Here is a 15,783-nt window from a genome sequence, read left to right as displayed (position 1 = left end):
GCCATGAGCAATCCGAACGCCGCCCGTCTGGGCGACGACATCATTCATACCAGTATTCTGGCCGATATACTGGGGGGAGCTTTTGAAGCGGCTATTTGCGTTGCTGTTGGGGTCGTCGTGGTTGCTGCTGCAGCCCCTCTTGCCGCCGCGGCGGCAACTGCTGCAGGCGTGTCAGCTGCGACGGTTGCGGCAGCGTCAGCCGCCGCAACAACCTGTACAGCCGCGGGCATTGTCGGAGGGCTGACAGTTTCGTTATCGGGCGCTGCTGAGGTTGTCGGCGATATTGCTCAGGGCGCGGCAAACTTTATCTCCCCCCCGTCACCGCAGGGGAAAATTGCGACAGGCTCTTTAAATGTGCAGACCAATGGTCTGCCTGCCGCCAGAGCTGCGGGGCGTCTGATGACCGCAGCCGAAAATGCCGCGCGGGAAAAAATGGAGGCGGAAGAGAAGACGCGGCGGGAAGAAGAGGACGCCCGGATGTCCACAGGGATAAAAGTGCTGAACGGGGTGTCTGCGCTGTTCAGCTATGGCAGCGAACTGCTGGGAGAGTTGATTAACCCTGTCGTGGCCGGGCCGTCAGGCGGAGTAGTGGAAGCTGAGCACGATGTGGTGCTATGCGAAAAACACCCACCGAATCCCATACAGTTTATGGCCGAAGGCTCTTCTCAGGTCAGTATCAATGGTCTGCCTGCTGTCCGCACCGGAGACCGGACAACCTGCGGCGGCACCGTTTCTACGGTGGTCTCTCCCAACGTCATCATCGGGGGGAAACCGGTTGTGGTTCGCCCTATTCATAGCGGCAAATCACCCGGCGTGGAAACCGCGCTGCTCGCGCTTTCCGTCCTGACGTGCCGCCCCACTAAGCTACTGAAACAGCTTCCCTGCATGATAATGGGGATGGCGGCGGCAATGCTTGCCAGTAAGATTGGCGAATCTGTGCGGGCACTGTGGAATCCGGTACATGCCGCGACGGGCGCGAAGGTTCTGAGCGGGGAAGAGGACTGTGATTTTGAGCTCCCGGCCCGTTTCCCTCTCATCTGGCAGCGCATCTACAACAGCCGTAACCCGCATGAAGGGCTCTTTGGTCGCGGCTGGCGCACCGCATTTGAAACCCGCGTGGTCAGGGAGGAGGAATACACCTGCTTCCATGATGAAGGGGGGCGCGAACTCCGTTTTGTCTGTCCCCCGCCGGGTGAGGCAGGATTCAGTCCCGATGAAGGACTGTTATTTGCGCAGAGCGAACAGGGCATGGTGGTGATTGGTGATCTGGACGGCGCCACCTGGCGGCTCTATCTTCCGCACCCGCTAGCGCCCTCGCAGCTGCGCCTGCACCTGCTGTCGGATAATTATGGCAATGGCTTGCGGCTCCATTATGACGAACAGGATCGCCTGCAGGCGATTACCGATACCCAGGAAAGCCTGCGGGTGGTGCTGCATTATCAGGACTTACACTCCCCGCAGCGTCCGACCCGGATCACTGAGCACATGCTCACCCCGGCCCCCCCCGGTGGCGAGCCGGTTCATCGGCTACTGATGTCCTACGACTACACCCCGCAGGGGGAACTGTACCGTGTGACCGATGCGGATGATGTCTGCCTGCGTGAATTTGATTACACCCCGGACGCCCTGATGGCAGGGCACCGGATGCCCGGCGGGGCCCGTCACCGCTATCAGTGGAAAAAGTTCAGCGACGGCTGGCGGGTGGTGGCCTATGAGTCCAGCGGAGGTGACAGCGCCACGATTGGTTATGACCTGACACAGGGCGTGACCATCGTCACCCATGGCGGTGGCGAAACGCACCGGCATGAATGGGATCGTCGCTATCTGGTGGAGAAGTACACCGATGAATCCGGGCAGGTATGGGGCTATGAGTGGAACGAGGACGGGCAGCTTTCGCGTACCGTCGACCCGTTGGGTGCCAGCAGAGCATATCACTATGATAATGCGGGAAACATGATTCTGGAGACCGACCCGCTGGGCCGGGCCGTTTGTACACGCTGGCTTGAAGACCGGGCGCTGCCTGTTCAGGCCTGCGGGCCGGAGGGAAGCGTACACCAGTATTTTTATGATGCGAACTTTGGTCTGCGTGCAGAAATCAATGCACTCGGGCTGTGCTGTTATTACCGTCGTGATGAATGGGGCCAGGTCGTCGAATTCACAGATGAAAAGGGCGGCGTACAACGCTTTAGCTGTAATGAGCGTGGGCAGCTTATCAGCGTTCAGGACTGTTCCGGGAAAACAACGCAGTACCGGTACGATGCGGCTTACCGGCTGGCCGAAGAGGTGGATGCGGCCGGGGAGAGTACCCGCTATGTTTACAGCCCGGCAGGCAGGCTAAAAACGGTTTCCGGTGCCGAGGACTGGACGGCCAGCCTGTCCTGGACGGCACAGGGGCTGCCGGAAAGCTACCGGGTGGGACACAATAATCCGGTGCGCTGGCAGTATGATGCCTGTGGTCGGGTGAGCGTGGTGACTGACCCGCTGGGCCATACCGTGCGGCGTGAATATGACGCGCGCAACCGGCTGACGCGTTTGTATAACGAAAGTGGTGAGCTGTACCGGTTTATCCACGGCATAAATGGGCATCTGACGGAAGAGCGGGGTCTGGATGGTGTTATCACCCGCTACGAATACGATGTCTGTGACCGGGTGGTCAGTAAAACCTGGGCGGCCGGCACGCCGGATGCGCTGACGCACCGCTGGCAGTATAACGCAGCCGGGGAAGTGACCGATAAGCAAACGCCGGACGGGCACACGGTCTACCGGTACACGACGGGAGGGACTCTGCAGGCGGCGCTGTTTTATCCGCCGGGAGCAGAGAGTCCTGCACAGCGCGTGCTGCTGGAGCATGACCGGCTCGGCCGGCTGACGGCGGAGGAGAACGACTCTGGCCGGGTGAGCTACAGCCTGGATGAACTGGGTAACCGGACATCCGTTCAGCTGCCGGATGGTCGCAGCCTGAAGACGCTGTATTACGGCAGCGGTCATGCGCTGAGTATCAGCCTGGATGAGCGGCTGATTACGGAATTTACCCGTGACAACCTGCACCGGGAAATCAGTCGAACGCAGGGCGGCCTGACGACACGTACGCGTTATGATCGACTGGGGCGGCAGGCGCGCCGGGAAATCTACCGCACAGAGAACGGGATGCGGCCGGTGGAGGCGTGGCACTGGCAGTACGACAGCCGTCACAACCTGCTGAGTGAAACGCAAATCAGCGACTACCGCTATCAGGGCTACCATTACGATGACGGTGACCACGTCTGTCGCCACGACACCAGTTTTCGTGGGGTGACGCATCATACGTACGATGTGGCGGGTAACCTGCTGACGGCGTCGCAGGCAGGGCTGTCGCTGAAGTATAACCGGCAGCCTCAGTGCGGGAATAACGCGTGCAGGTATGATGTTTACGGCCGGATGGTGCAGAAACCGGGCCCGGGAGGGATGTGGCGCTACGGTTATGACAGTGAACACCGGATGACGGAAGCGGTGCTGGACACGCCGGACGCAACCGGGGCCGGAAATACGCGACACCGGGTGATGTTTACCTACGACCCGTTTGGGCGGCGAACAGAAAAGCGCAGCGAGGTGACGGTATCTGCGCCGGATGGCGGGCGTGTCACCGGGGCGCAGGAGGTGACAACCTTTGTGTGGGAAGGGTTCCGGCTACTGGCGGAGACCCGCAACGGACAGTCGCTGGTGTACGTGTACGAAGGGGCGGGGAGTTACACGCCGCTGGCGAGGATTTACGGTACCGGCGACAAACAGCGTGTGGACTACTACCGCTGCAGCCATAACGGTATGCCGCAGGCGCTGACGGATGAGGACGGGAAACTGCACTGGCGTCAGGATGTGGATACGTGGGGAGAAACGCGGTCGGAATACGCGGATGAAGAGGGAAGCAGGTGGCGGAAGATATGGGGTGGTGCGCCGGAAGAAAACCTGCGGTTCGCGGGTCAGTATCTGGACAGGGAAACGGGGCTTCACTACAATACGTTCAGGTATTATGCGCCGGATATGGGGCGGTTTATTACGCCGGACCCGATAGGGCTAAGAGGCGGGTTAAACCTGTATGCTTATGCGCCTAATCCGTTAAGTTGGATCGATCCGTTAGGGTTAAGTGGCGAAGATATCTTTATCCATTATACGGATAAGGCCGGTTTTGACCGTATAATGAATACTGGCGTCATTGAAGCGAACTCAAAAGGAAAAGTTTATATTACGGATATATTGATGTCGCCTCAGGATGCGATGAGAGATATTTTTATAAATGATCCTATACATACAGGACGTGGAGATTATTCTATCATATTTAAGGCTGACTCAACGCAAATGGGTAATATATTTCAAAGTTCCGAATTGGAATATATTCACTCAGGACGATTAAAGCCAGGAGAAATACTTCACGCTGGTAAGAACCCGTATGATGTTGTATCTCATTTATCATATGAGCAACGGCTGAATATGACTCAGGAACAAATAAAGTCAAGAGGGGGTAAATGTGGTTGATAAAAAAGATAAATCATTGGTTTTGAATCAAGGTGAGATAGCTGCTTTGAAAAAAGCGATTATGTATCTGAAATTTTCTTGTGAGGAAACGGAGTCTTTATTATATGCAGGAAGCCCTCTGATTAACTCCATTTTTTCTAAATTAGCAGCTATTGATGATTTGGAGCAGCAGTCTATAGAGTTTTATAACAAAAGACATGTTGAGAATGAGCGGTTTATTTTATCGAAATTAGATAAGATGGAACTTGAAAATGGTCGAGCACTTGATGAAAAAATAAAGGAGAGTTCTTTCAGAGAGTGTCTTTATCCATTTTCAAGCGAATAAAAATTTTCATAAAAAGCCGGGAAAGAAATTAACTCTTCCCGGCTTTTTTATTATATAACCTTCGTTCAGCCCACTAAACAAGCACATCTTTAATCCCCCTAACCACCTAGCCTGATAAAGCTGCTCGCGCAGCTCCTGCACCTCGTTACAGTCTGCCATCAGCACAATACACCCGTCCGAGATCTTCACCGTCACGCCGCGCCCGGTCTCAAATCCCGCCTCTTTCAGCCAGTCGCCCTTAAGGTGCAGGCTGGGGTGTTGTGAGTAATATGTGGTCATATTTTCTGGTATAAGACATATTGCGGTAAATATTTTGACAGAAAATAAGGAATTCAAAGCAGGGCTGAGAAGAAAGATGAGAAGAGCGACGATGGACAGATAGTACCTCGCGTCAGTCCTTGCGGGGCGCGGGGTTTCGTAATCTTGCCCTACTTGGCTCCCTTTTCGTCTTTCAGCGCTCTCACCTGGCCATTGTGATAGAGTGCCGTATTCTGCGACGAATAAACACCAGGAGTCATCAATATGAGTCAGTTTCTGACACTTTCCGCAACCACCCTTGCGGCTATCAATACCGTAGGGCGATGGCTGGCGCAGAATGATTTTACGGGGAATATCACCGTTCAGTCAGATTGCGTGATTCTGGCAGGAAACGCGGTTATTCCTACCATCGACGCCGCCTGTCGGATCGCGAAAGAGCAACAGGTTCCCTTGCTGATTAGCGGTGGTATCGGTCATTCCACGCGCTTTCTGTATGATGCGATTGCCCAGCATCCGCGTTATAGCATCATTCGTACTACCGGACGCGCGGAAGCGGCGATCCTTGCCGATATTGCTCACCAGTTCTGGCAAATTCCGGGTGAGAAAATTTGGGTGGAAGATCAGTCGACAAACTGCGGTGAGAATGCCCGGTTTAGCTGTGCATTACTGAATCAGGCGGCAGAAAGTATTCATACCGTCATTGTGGTGCAGGATCCCACTATGCAACGCCGCACAATGGCCACGTTTCAGCGCGTCACCCGCGATGAACCGCATGCGCCGCGCTGGTTGAGTTTCCCTGGTTTCATCCCTGAACTGGCCCAACAGCACAACGGCGTGGATTTTGTGCCCGCCGCAGAAGGTCTGTGGTCGGTAGAACGCTATCTTTCTCTCATTACCGGTGAACTTCCGCGCCTGCGTGATGATGCAACCGGCTACGGGCCCTGTGGACACGATTTTATCGTACATGTCGATATTTCTCAGGACGTCGAGCAAGCCTGGCAGCAGCTAAAAAATGATACCGCGCTGACCGACTTACTGGAGAGCCGTTCTCTGTAATTCTTGCTGCCCGTTTGTCGGCGTTTTACGGCAAACGGGCAGAAAGTCCACCCGTTTTTTCTCTTCATCATCACTTTTCCAGACGCTTTTATGAAGCAGTTCACAGAACCGCCACTCCAGCGATAATGCGTCATGCATGATTGATATTAATTAACAATAGTTTTACTTGTTAAAAACAAATCAATCACAGGAGAGCCGCATGTCAGTACCCGTACAACATCCTATGTATATCGATGGGCAGTTTGTGACCTGGCACGATGACGCCTGGATTGATGTTGTCAATCCGGCCACGGAAGAGATTATCTCGCGTATTCCCGATGGGCGTGCCGAAGATGCGCGTAAAGCGATCGATGCCGCGGATCGCGCTCAGCCGCAATGGGAAGCGTTGCCTGCCATTGAACGGGCAAACTGGTTACGCAAAATTTCTGCAGGTATCCGCCAGCGAGCCGATGAAATCAGCGCGTTGATTGTGGCGGAAGGTGGAAAAATTCAACAACTGGCTGACGTTGAAGTCGCGTTTACCGCCGACTATATCGATTACATGGCGGAGTGGGCGCGTCGCTATGAAGGCGAGATCCTGCAAAGCGATCGCCCTGGTGAGAATATCCTGCTGTTTAAGCGTGCACTGGGCGTGACGACGGGCATTCTGCCGTGGAACTTCCCGTTTTTCCTGATTGCCCGCAAACTGGCTCCCGCCTTGCTGACGGGCAATTCCATCGTCGTTAAGCCGAGTGAATTCACACCGAATAACGCCATCGCCTTTGCCAAAATTGTTGATGACATTGGTTTACCGCGCGGAGTCTTTAACCTGGTGCTGGGACGCGGTGAAACGGTCGGGCAGGAGCTGGCCGGAAACCCGAAGGTCGCCATGGTGAGCATGACCGGTAGCGTCGGTGCGGGTGAGAAAATTATGGCCGCAGCGGCCAAAAACATCACCAAAGTTTGTCTGGAGTTGGGTGGCAAGGCCCCGGCTATCGTGATGGACGATGCTGACCTTGAGCTGGCGGTGAAGGCTATTGTTGACTCGCGGGTGATCAATACCGGACAGGTATGCAACTGTGCCGAGCGCGTATACGTTCAGAAAGGTATCTATGACCAGTTCGTTAATCGTCTGGGTGAGGCGATGAAAGCCGTGCAGTTTGGCAATCCGGCCGAACGCAATGACATTGCGATGGGGCCGCTGATTAATGCCGCTGCGCTGGCGCGTGTAGAGCAAAAAGTCGAGCGAGCGGTTCAGGAAGGCGCCCGTGTGGTGCTGGGTGGTAAAGCCGTTGCCGGTAAAGGTTATTACTATCCGCCGACGTTACTGTTAGACGTGCGCCAGGATATGGCGATTATGCACGAGGAGACGTTTGGTCCGGTGCTGCCGGTGGTGGCATTTGATACGCTGGAACAGGCGCTGACGATGGCCAATGACAGCGACTACGGACTGACCTCATCGATCTATACGCAGAATCTGAATACGGCAATGAAGGCGATTAAGGGGCTGAAGTTTGGCGAAACCTATATTAATCGCGAAAACTTCGAGGCGATGCAGGGCTTCCACGCTGGCTGGCGCAAGTCCGGGATTGGCGGGGCAGATGGTAAACACGGTCTGAATGAATACCTGCAAACACAGGTAGTGTATTTGCAGTCTTAAGTTTTTCGCCGGGTGAACCTGTACGCCACCCGGCGCAATTCTCACACTTTGGTGGCGATCCAGTTCATCATCATTTCCGGCCAGATGGCCAGCGGTAACCCTTGCGCATCGCGAATACCAAACCCGTGCTTACCGCGTTCAAACAGATGCATTTCGACCGGAACGCCCAGCCCACGTAGCGCATTAAAGAAAACCAGGCTGTTTTCTACTTTCACCGCCGGATCGTCGATGGCGTGTAGCAGGAATGTCGGCGGTGTCGTGTTATCCACTCGCTCTTCCAGAGAATAGTGGCGCAGATCTTCCTTTTCTGGCGTAGCGCCAACCAGCTCAAGACGAGATCCCGGGTGACCGATGTCTTCGCGCAGAGTAATCACCGGGTAGACCAACGCCATGAACGCAGGACGCGCAGGTTGCTCGTCTATGCTATCAATCGGTGTATAAACCGGTTCGGCAAACCGGGTTCCCAGACTGGCGGCTACGTGACCACCGGAAGAGAAGCCCAACACACCGATACGATCAGGGTTAATTTTCCATTCATGGGCGTTGGCGCGAATGTAGCGCATGGCGCGCTGGGCATCGGCCAGCGGCGCGTTTGCACCTTCCTCATGGCCATCACCCGGCATGCGGTAGGTCATCACAAACAGGGTATAACCGCGGGCGTTAAAGAATGGTGCCAGTACGCTGCCTTCTTTATCCATCACCACGCGACGGTAAGAACCTCCCGGTGTAACAAGGATCCCTACGCCGTTAGGTTTTTCGGGGGCATAAACGGTAATTTCCGGGGCACGAATACCGGTGACCGCACGATCATACTGAGATGTTCCTGTATGTCGGGGTTCAGGCGTAAACACCGCATCGCTGTTTTTTGCTCCGGGGGCTTCACTCTGCGGCCAGAATGAGACGGTGGTTGCGTGGGCAACGGCTTGCTCCATCATGTTTTCTAACGTTTCACGACTCAGTGCTTCCATTACTATGCTCCCTCAGTGGCAAAGGTTAGCTATAGCACAGTCAGTGAATCGAAAACGGGGAGAGACTCACAACGTATTGAATTCGCGGGAAATGAAAGAGGGCGGAGGCAGGCCTCCGCCAGAACATTAGAGCTTGATAAATTTATCCAGCGTACGAATAAGCTGGGTGACAAAACCGTATTCGTTATCGTACCAGGCGACGGTTTTTACCAGCTGCAGATCGCCAACTTCGGTAATCTCGGTTTGTGTTGAATCAAATACCGAACCGAAATGCGAGCCAATGACATCGGACGAGACAATTTCCTCGTCGGTATAACCAAACGACTCATTATTTTGCGTGGCTTTTTTCAGCGCGTTGTTGACCTCTTCAGCAGTGACTTTTTTCCCCAATATCGATACCAGTTCCGTGACAGATCCTGTTTTCACCGGAACACGCTGGGCATGGCCTTTTAATTTTCCGCTCAACGCCGGAATAACCAGACCAATGGCCTTGGCGGCACCAGTGGTATGGGGAATGATGTTCTCTGCTGCTGCCCGCGAGGCGCGCAGATCTTTCCCGCATGGACCATCAACCAGCGACTGCGTTCCCGTGTAGGCGTGGATGGTGGTCATAGTGCCAAGCTGAATACCGAAGCTATCGTGCAGCGCTTTCGCCATCGGTGCCAGGCAGTTGGTGGTGCACGATGCGACCGAGATAATCCGATCGTTCGCATCCATTGTGTCGTCGTTGACGTTAAAGACAATGGTCTTCATGTCGCCAGCCGGGGCGGATATCAGCACTTTTTTGGCCCCTGCATCCAGGTGTGCGTTGGCTTTTTCTGTCGAGGTATAAAAACCGGTGCATTCGATGATTATCTCAGCGCCAGTGGTTTTCCACGGGATATTTTTGGCCTCTTTTTCTGCGTAGACTGCGATTTTTTTACCGTCGACAATCAGCGCGTCTTCGGTAAAGTCGATGCTCCAGGGAAACGGGCCGTAGTTTGAATCGTGCTTTAACAGATAGGCGAGAATTTTGGGCGAGGTGAGGTCATTAATGGCCACAACCTCCACGTTGCTTTTGACTTCCAGTAGCCGACGCAATACCAGACGACCGATACGACCAAAACCGTTAATGCCAATTTTACTCATGGTTTTCTCCTGTCAGGATGAGGCGGTACGACATATTTTCCTTACCAGGCTTAGTCCAGACAGGCATCCTCGGCAATAGCGGTTCTTGCTGTTAAGCGTAAGCGACTGAAAATGGGTGAACAAAAGTTAATGAATTTTTAACAAAAGCCCGTTATGTTGACGCATTATTGTTTTTATTCAGGAAGTGTTATGGGGAATAAGTATTCTGGCCTGCAAATCGGTATTCACTGGCTGGTCTTTTTGTTAGTTATTGTGGCCTATAGCGCCATGGAGTTTCGCGGATTTTTCCCGCGCAGCTATCGTCCCTTATTCAACATGGTGCACGTATCCTGTGGTATCACGATATTAACGCTGATGGTGGCGCGTCTGCTGGTCAGGCTGAAATATCCGGCACCGCCGATTGTGCCAAAACCAAAGCCAATGATGACCGGCATGGCGCATCTGGGGCATCTGGTTATCTATCTGTTGTTTATTGTGCTGCCTATTATTGGGCTGGTGATGATGTACAACCGGGGTAATCCGTGGATTGCATTCGGCATCGTTATGCCGCATGCGGCAGAGGCTAACTTTGATTTAGTGGATATGCTGAAGTCCTGGCACGTGACGCTGGCAAACCTGGGTTATTTTGTTATTGGTCTGCATGCCGTTGCCGCCCTGATGCATCACTATTTCTGGAAGGATAATACGCTGTTGCGCATGATGCCGCGTAAACGCTCCTGAGGTAACGCCCCGCAAATGCGGGGCATTTTTTTAGCCGATTAATTTTCGCAGGGTGGTGCTTTTCGTACGCTTTGAACCTGGGAGACGCGTTTTTTCAGGCTGACGATAGCCAGCGCAACAACAATCAGCACAATACCGCAACCTTCAACAACGCCAGGCTCTTCACCCAGCAACCACCAGGAAAACAGAACGCCACAGACAGGTACCGCCAGCGTACTTAAGCTGGCAATACTGGCTGGTAAGTTACGCAACACAAACAGCCATAAACTCCATGCCAGCGCCGTCGCCAGCACGGCGCTATAAGCTAATGCCCAGAAAACGACAGGTTGCCAGTCTGGAGCTCGCTGTGGAACCAGCCAGGCCACCAGGCTCATCACCAGCGCGGCATACAGCATCTGCCATGCGGTCAACGCTAACAGATCGATATTCGGATGGCGGGTATACATTCGCTTGGCGACAATCGCGCTGGCCCCCCAACTGATCCCAGAAAGGATCGCCAGTAGCGCGCTCTGCATTGAGGCAAAGTTCAGTTGCCATGGCTGTAAAACCAGCAATAATCCCGCAGCTGCCACGGCAATGGCGAAATACTGTAAACGCCGCATGCGTTCACCGAGGAAAATGGCGGCCATAATCACCACCCAGAATGGCATGGTATAACTCAGTATGGCTACTTTACCTGCGCCGCCGCTGACTAGCGCCCATTGTGATAATCCAACCATGCCGCATGTTTGTAGTAAGGCGATCGCTAACGTATAGCCGAAAGGTGTCGGGCGCATTCCTCGGCCACGCAGTAACAGAACGATGAATAACAATAATGCGCCAAAAGAACAGCGTAGTGCGGTGAAGTCGAACGCGCCGATGTAGTGCGTGACCTGTTTCATCGCGATCCAGCTGTAGCTCCAGATGAGCGTTAAGGTGATGAGGCCGCCAATGGCCAGCGGATGACTTTTCCCTGCGGTGGTCATAATGTGTCCGTTTTAATGATTTTAGTACGCCACTATACGCGCTTTCAGGGCGCCGTAGTCGTTATCATTCCGGCTGAGTACATGTCGCGAAAATTTGTACTTTCTTCTGTGGAATAAAACCGAAAATTATTTTTCCAGATAGCATAAACGCTTACCGGCAAGATGATTAAACAACGCTCAGTTCGCCACGTCTGTCACTTGATCACTGTCCTCATTAAAACTACTGTATATAAATACAGTTATATGAGAGGCAGATTATTATGTTGTTTTTCCAGCCAGTAGAACATCGCGAAATCAAACAATTCCCGCTATTTAGCGATCTCGTGCCCTGCGGTTTTCCTTCTCCGGCGCAGGATTACGTTGAGAAACGTATCGATCTTAACGACCTGTTGGTGCAGCATCCCAGCGCAACCTATTTTGTTAAATCGTCTGGCGACTCCATGATGGGGGCAGGGATCGGTGCTGGCGACTTGCTGGTAGTCGACAGTGCCAGAAAAGCGGCCCACGGAGACATTGTGATTGCTGCTATTGAAGGCGAATTCACCGTTAAGCGCCTGCAATTGCATCCGGTGGTGATGCTGAAGCCAGAGAACAGCGCCTACGCGCCGATCATGATCGGCAGCGAGGACACACTGGATATATTTGGTGTGGTGACATTTATCATTAAATCCGCGGGCTGATTATGTTTGCGCTGGTGGATGTTAATTCGTTTTATGCCAGTTGTGAATCGGCATTCCGACCGGACCTGAAAGGTAAACCCGTTGTTGTTCTTTCAAATAATGATGGTTGTGTCATTGCCAGCAGCGCGGAAGCGAAGGCGCTTGGCATCAATATGGGAGCACCATACTTCAAACAGAAAGATCTGTTCAGGCGCTGCGGCGTGTTCTGCTTTAGTTCGAACTACGAGCTGTATGCGGATATGAGCAGCAGGGTAATGTCGATTCTGGAGGAGCTGTCTCCGCGCGTGGAAATGTACAGTATCGATGAAGCCTTTTGTGATTTAACCGGCGTGCGAAACTGCAGGGATCTTACAGATTTTGGTCGTGAAATCAGAGAAACCATTTTACAGAAAACACGCCTCACGGCTGGGGTCGGTATCGCCCAGACCAAAACCCTGGCCAAGCTGGCGAACCATGCTGCCAAAAAGTGGCAGGAACAGACTGGCGGGGTGGTGGATCTCTCGAATATTGAGCGTCAGCGTAAGCTGATGGCTGCGCTCCCGGTTGATGAAGTCTGGGGTGTCGGACGCCGTATCAGTAAAAAACTGGACGCCATGGGTATTAAAACGGTCTGCGACCTGGCGGATACCGATATTCGCTTTATCCGCAAACATTTCAACGTTGTGCTTGAGCGCACTGTGCGGGAATTGCGCGGTGAACCGTGCCTGGCGTTGGAAGAGTTTGCGCCAGTTAAGCAGGAGATCATTTGTTCAAGATCGTTTGGTGAAAAACTCACGGATTACAATGCGATGAGAGAGGCTATTTGTACCTATGCTGCACGTGCTGCGGAAAAATTACGCAGAGAGCACCAGTTCTGCCGGTTTATCTCTACGTTTATCAAAACCAGCCCATTTTCCCTGAATGAACCGTATTACGGTAACAGCGCATCGATAAAACTGCTGACACCAACCCAGGATAGTCGGGAAATTATAAGGGCGGCCACACGTAGCCTGGACGCAATATGGCGGGAGGGGCTGCGTTATCAAAAAGCAGGGGTCATGCTGGGCGATTTTTTTAGTTCTGGCGTTGCGCAGTTGAATCTGTTTGATGACAACGCCCCACGGCATAACAGCGATAAGCTGATGGCCGTTCTGGATACACTCAATGCTGAAAAGGGTAAAGGAACACTCTATTTTGCCGGACAAGGTATACAACAACCGTGGGCAATGAAGCGAGATATGCTTTCACCGCGTTATACAACGAGATATAGCGATTTACTGCGGGTGGGATAGCCATTGTTATCGTAAATAAGCGTCCAGAGCGACTCTAAAACTGTCCAGAAATAAATAAAAAAACGATTATCAGCCTTCATTAAAAATCTTATTGTAGCGCCGACTAACAGATAACTAACTGACAAACGGCAAGTCTATAATAGGAAATTTATGAAAAAGACGCTTATTACACTCATTATTGCAAATGCGCTGACCGCGACTACGGCATTTGCCGCAGCGGATGCGGGAACCTGGTATGCTGGTGGGAAATTTGGTTGGTCACATTACTTTGATACCAGCGCAAGCCAGCAAACGGGGGCCAATGGTAATAAATATGGTGATGTTGGTTTTGATAGCGATAACGTCGGTGGCGGGGTATTTACAGGCTACCAGATTACTCCATGGCTGGCAGTTGAAGGCGGCTATGATTATTTAGGTAATATGCAATTCAACGGTAAAAATGGTTCTTCTGGTTCTCAAATGAAAAGCCAGGGTCTGCAATTATCGCTGAAAGCAAGTTATGGTTTGACTGATGATTGGGATCTCTACGGTCGTGCAGGGGCAATGGGATATCGCGCGGAGTCAGATATTAAAGGCAATAACCGCTTTGATACTGGTGTGCGTCCGGTTGTGGCTGTTGGTACGGAATATGCCTTTAACAAGAACTGGGCTGGTCGCGTGGAATATCAATGGGTGAGCAATGTGGGTAATGAAAACCAGATTGGCGTATCAAGTGATGTTAGTTCCGTTACCGCTGGGTTGTCATATCGTTTTGGCCAGCATGACGACGCGGAGGTTACGCCTGCACCGGCAGTTGCCGCAACTCCTGCGCCTGAACCTCAGCGTTTTAACTTAAAATCTGATGTGATGTTTGGTTATGATTCAGCAGCATTAACCCCAGAAGGGAAAGCGGCGATTGCGCAGTTATACCGAAATCCCGGTCTGCAACCGGCCAAAGACAAAGCGACCGTTGTTATTGGCTATAGCGATCGCACCGGAGCCGCAGATTATAACCAGCAACTGTCAGCCCAGCGCGCGCAGGCTGTTGCCGATGAATTAGTCGCGTTAGGCATGCCAGCTGCAAATATTACTGCACAAGGACATGGTTCGAGTGATTCTGTCACGGGATCCAGTTGTGATGGGCAGACCGGACAGCAGCTGATTAATTGCCTTGCTCCAGATCGCCATGTCGTTGTTGAGATCACTGATAAGTACTAAATCGGTGTACAAAAGCCCTCCACATTATCGAATGGGGAGGGCTTTTTTATTCGCACAGTGGACTATCATTAACTGTGACAAATTAAAGATGTTAGAGCGTAATTATGTTCATAGAATCCTTAGTTTCGAGAGCTAAAGGTAGATTATGGCGTTATTTTCTGCCACGGTTTACTCTGAAAAATCATGTGGATGATCAAGTATATAATTACTATGGTGTTTATTTTTCGGATGTAAAACAAGAAAAATATCAGCTTGTGAGCCTAAGAGGCAAAAATGTTGTGCTTGAAAAATGGCATGCTGATCAGCACGCCTATATGGAGAAAATAAACCTTCCACTCAATGATATTGAAAAAATGAATGTTGAGATTATTCATTGGAGAAAGCAAGGTCCATTAAGGTTTGATTCGATTTTTCTTTTTGCAATAAATTATTTTACACGTATTGCTTATGCAAAAAATGCTCTGACGAGAGCAAAAAGCAATCTCTTTTCTTCATTCGCCAGTAACAAGGCGTTGAGTGGACTTGATCGTATAATGTTGCTACAGATGCTGGTGAACGAATATGTACATCAATCGCCAGAGAAAACTCACACTGGAGTAACATGTGATGAGGTTATTGATCTATTGTACGGGACGCTTTGGTATAAACATATCAAGAATGAAGATTTCAGGAGGAAGGTCTTTCTGCTGCTCCAGTCACTTGTAATTACAGAAGATGTCAGATTTAGTGATAAAAAATATTATATACAAGGCAAGGCTATTTCAACAATTGTCACATGGGAATCTGAGGAGAGAAGGGACAAGCAACATTTCAGGATCCAACGAAACATTAACCGCTTAATGCTTGTAATTACTGCATCCACATTGATGATCACGATAGCAATATTAGCTCAGGCAGGTCTTATTAATTTACATAATCTTTGGGAGCATCTTACACAATTAAAACCTATCCGTGTGTTGTTCAAACTAATATGATAATAATCATCAATAGTCGTTTTGTTTCTGGCGATCCGACAGGGGCTTCACGAGATGCTACGCCACCGTGTTTCTGTCAGATCGCCGAACCGC

The 15,783-nt window shown here is 51.8% G+C and carries 13 protein-coding genes and 1 pseudogene; 10 read left to right on the top strand and 4 right to left on the bottom strand.

The window, feature by feature from the left end; genetic code table 11:
* Positions 1-3 precede the first annotated feature (3 nt).
* Positions 4-4,509: an RHS repeat-associated core domain-containing protein gene (locus tag OGY09_RS20905; RefSeq protein WP_050592526.1), complete on the top strand. Its 4,506-nt coding sequence runs from the start codon at positions 4-6 to the stop codon at positions 4,507-4,509.
* Positions 4,502-4,834 (top strand): hypothetical protein, encoded by a 333-nt coding sequence (locus OGY09_RS20900; protein ID WP_032943556.1) that lies wholly within the window; start codon positions 4,502-4,504, stop codon positions 4,832-4,834. The genes OGY09_RS20905 and OGY09_RS20900 overlap by 8 nt, the downstream gene beginning before the upstream one ends.
* Before the next feature lie 6 nt (positions 4,835-4,840).
* Here the strand turns inward: OGY09_RS20900 and OGY09_RS20895 are convergent, their stop codons facing one another.
* The gene (locus OGY09_RS20895) at positions 4,841-5,113 is read right to left on the bottom strand and encodes a SymE family type I addiction module toxin (RefSeq protein WP_080685920.1); all 273 of its coding nucleotides are present in this window, start codon (positions 5,111-5,113) and stop codon (positions 4,841-4,843) included.
* Between OGY09_RS20895 and OGY09_RS20890 the strand changes: the two are divergent.
* The 3 genes and pseudogenes from OGY09_RS20890 to aldA all read left to right on the top strand — a co-directional run.
* Positions 5,112-5,216, top strand: a pseudogene (locus tag OGY09_RS20890) (hypothetical protein); the annotation flags it as partial. The gene OGY09_RS20895 and the pseudogene OGY09_RS20890 overlap by 2 nt on opposite strands.
* 140 nt (positions 5,217-5,356) lie before the next feature.
* Entirely contained in the window at positions 5,357-6,148 is a 792-nt protein-coding gene (locus OGY09_RS20885) for a YdcF family protein (RefSeq protein WP_032943555.1), read from the top strand.
* Positions 6,149-6,347: 199 nt separating this feature from the next.
* Positions 6,348-7,787, top strand: a complete 1,440-nt coding sequence (gene aldA, locus OGY09_RS20880; protein WP_032943553.1) for an aldehyde dehydrogenase — start codon at positions 6,348-6,350, stop codon at positions 7,785-7,787.
* A gap of 41 nt (positions 7,788-7,828) precedes the next feature.
* On the opposite strand, the gene OGY09_RS20875 is transcribed toward aldA, so the two are convergent.
* Entirely contained in the window at positions 7,829-8,755 is a 927-nt protein-coding gene (locus tag OGY09_RS20875) for an alpha/beta hydrolase (protein WP_032943551.1), read from the bottom strand.
* A 126-nt stretch (positions 8,756-8,881) separates the two neighbouring features.
* Entirely contained in the window at positions 8,882-9,883 is a 1,002-nt protein-coding gene (gap, locus tag OGY09_RS20870) for a type I glyceraldehyde-3-phosphate dehydrogenase (protein ID WP_286590937.1), read from the bottom strand.
* 189 nt (positions 9,884-10,072) lie between these two features.
* On the opposite strand from gap, the gene cybB reads away from it, so the two are divergent.
* On the top strand, positions 10,073-10,603 hold the full coding sequence (gene cybB, locus OGY09_RS20865; protein ID WP_008784870.1) for a cytochrome b561: 531 nt from the start codon (positions 10,073-10,075) through the stop codon (positions 10,601-10,603).
* 38 nt (positions 10,604-10,641) lie between these two features.
* On the opposite strand, the gene OGY09_RS20860 is transcribed toward cybB, so the two are convergent.
* Complete coding sequence (locus OGY09_RS20860; protein WP_032943549.1) at positions 10,642-11,568, bottom strand: DMT family transporter; 927 nt, start codon at positions 11,566-11,568, stop codon at positions 10,642-10,644.
* Positions 11,569-11,828: 260 nt separating this feature from the next.
* On the opposite strand from OGY09_RS20860, the gene OGY09_RS20855 reads away from it, so the two are divergent.
* From OGY09_RS20855 to OGY09_RS20840, 4 genes are all read left to right on the top strand, one after another.
* Complete coding sequence (locus OGY09_RS20855) at positions 11,829-12,248, top strand: translesion error-prone DNA polymerase V autoproteolytic subunit (RefSeq protein WP_032943548.1); 420 nt, start codon at positions 11,829-11,831, stop codon at positions 12,246-12,248.
* Between the two features lie 2 nt (positions 12,249-12,250).
* Entirely contained in the window at positions 12,251-13,519 is a 1,269-nt protein-coding gene (locus OGY09_RS20850) for a Y-family DNA polymerase (RefSeq protein WP_150388551.1), read from the top strand.
* Between the two features lie 150 nt (positions 13,520-13,669).
* Positions 13,670-14,716, top strand: a complete 1,047-nt coding sequence (gene ompA / locus OGY09_RS20845; protein WP_032943541.1) for a porin OmpA — start codon at positions 13,670-13,672, stop codon at positions 14,714-14,716.
* A 185-nt stretch (positions 14,717-14,901) separates the two neighbouring features.
* Complete coding sequence (locus OGY09_RS20840; protein WP_050592520.1) at positions 14,902-15,690, top strand: hypothetical protein; 789 nt, start codon at positions 14,902-14,904, stop codon at positions 15,688-15,690.
* Positions 15,691-15,783: the final 93 nt, after the last annotated feature.

It is taken from the genome of Citrobacter sp. Cpo071 (assembly GCF_030332765.1).
GTDB lineage: Bacteria > Pseudomonadota > Gammaproteobacteria > Enterobacterales > Enterobacteriaceae > Citrobacter > Citrobacter portucalensis.
The sequence above is the reverse complement of the archived record's forward strand: the minus strand, read 5'-3'. Positions and strand labels throughout refer to the sequence as shown.

Excerpts from the sequence above, each read along its gene's own strand:
- OGY09_RS20905 (WP_050592526.1), top strand. The coding sequence starts at position 4 with ATGAGCAATCCGAACGCCGCCCGTCTGGGCGACGACATCATTCATACC.
- OGY09_RS20895 (WP_080685920.1), bottom strand. The coding sequence starts at position 5,113 with ATGACCACATATTACTCACAACACCCCAGCCTGCACCTTAAGGGCGAC.
- OGY09_RS20885 (WP_032943555.1), top strand. The coding sequence starts at position 5,357 with ATGAGTCAGTTTCTGACACTTTCCGCAACCACCCTTGCGGCTATCAAT.
- aldA (WP_032943553.1), top strand. The coding sequence starts at position 6,348 with ATGTCAGTACCCGTACAACATCCTATGTATATCGATGGGCAGTTTGTG.
- OGY09_RS20875 (WP_032943551.1), bottom strand. The coding sequence starts at position 8,755 with ATGGAAGCACTGAGTCGTGAAACGTTAGAAAACATGATGGAGCAAGCC.
- gap (WP_286590937.1), bottom strand. The coding sequence starts at position 9,883 with ATGAGTAAAATTGGCATTAACGGTTTTGGTCGTATCGGTCGTCTGGTA.
- cybB (WP_008784870.1), top strand. The coding sequence starts at position 10,073 with ATGGGGAATAAGTATTCTGGCCTGCAAATCGGTATTCACTGGCTGGTC.
- OGY09_RS20860 (WP_032943549.1), bottom strand. The coding sequence starts at position 11,568 with ATGACCACCGCAGGGAAAAGTCATCCGCTGGCCATTGGCGGCCTCATC.
- OGY09_RS20855 (WP_032943548.1), top strand. The coding sequence starts at position 11,829 with ATGTTGTTTTTCCAGCCAGTAGAACATCGCGAAATCAAACAATTCCCG.
- OGY09_RS20850 (WP_150388551.1), top strand. The coding sequence starts at position 12,251 with ATGTTTGCGCTGGTGGATGTTAATTCGTTTTATGCCAGTTGTGAATCG.
- ompA (WP_032943541.1), top strand. The coding sequence starts at position 13,670 with ATGAAAAAGACGCTTATTACACTCATTATTGCAAATGCGCTGACCGCG.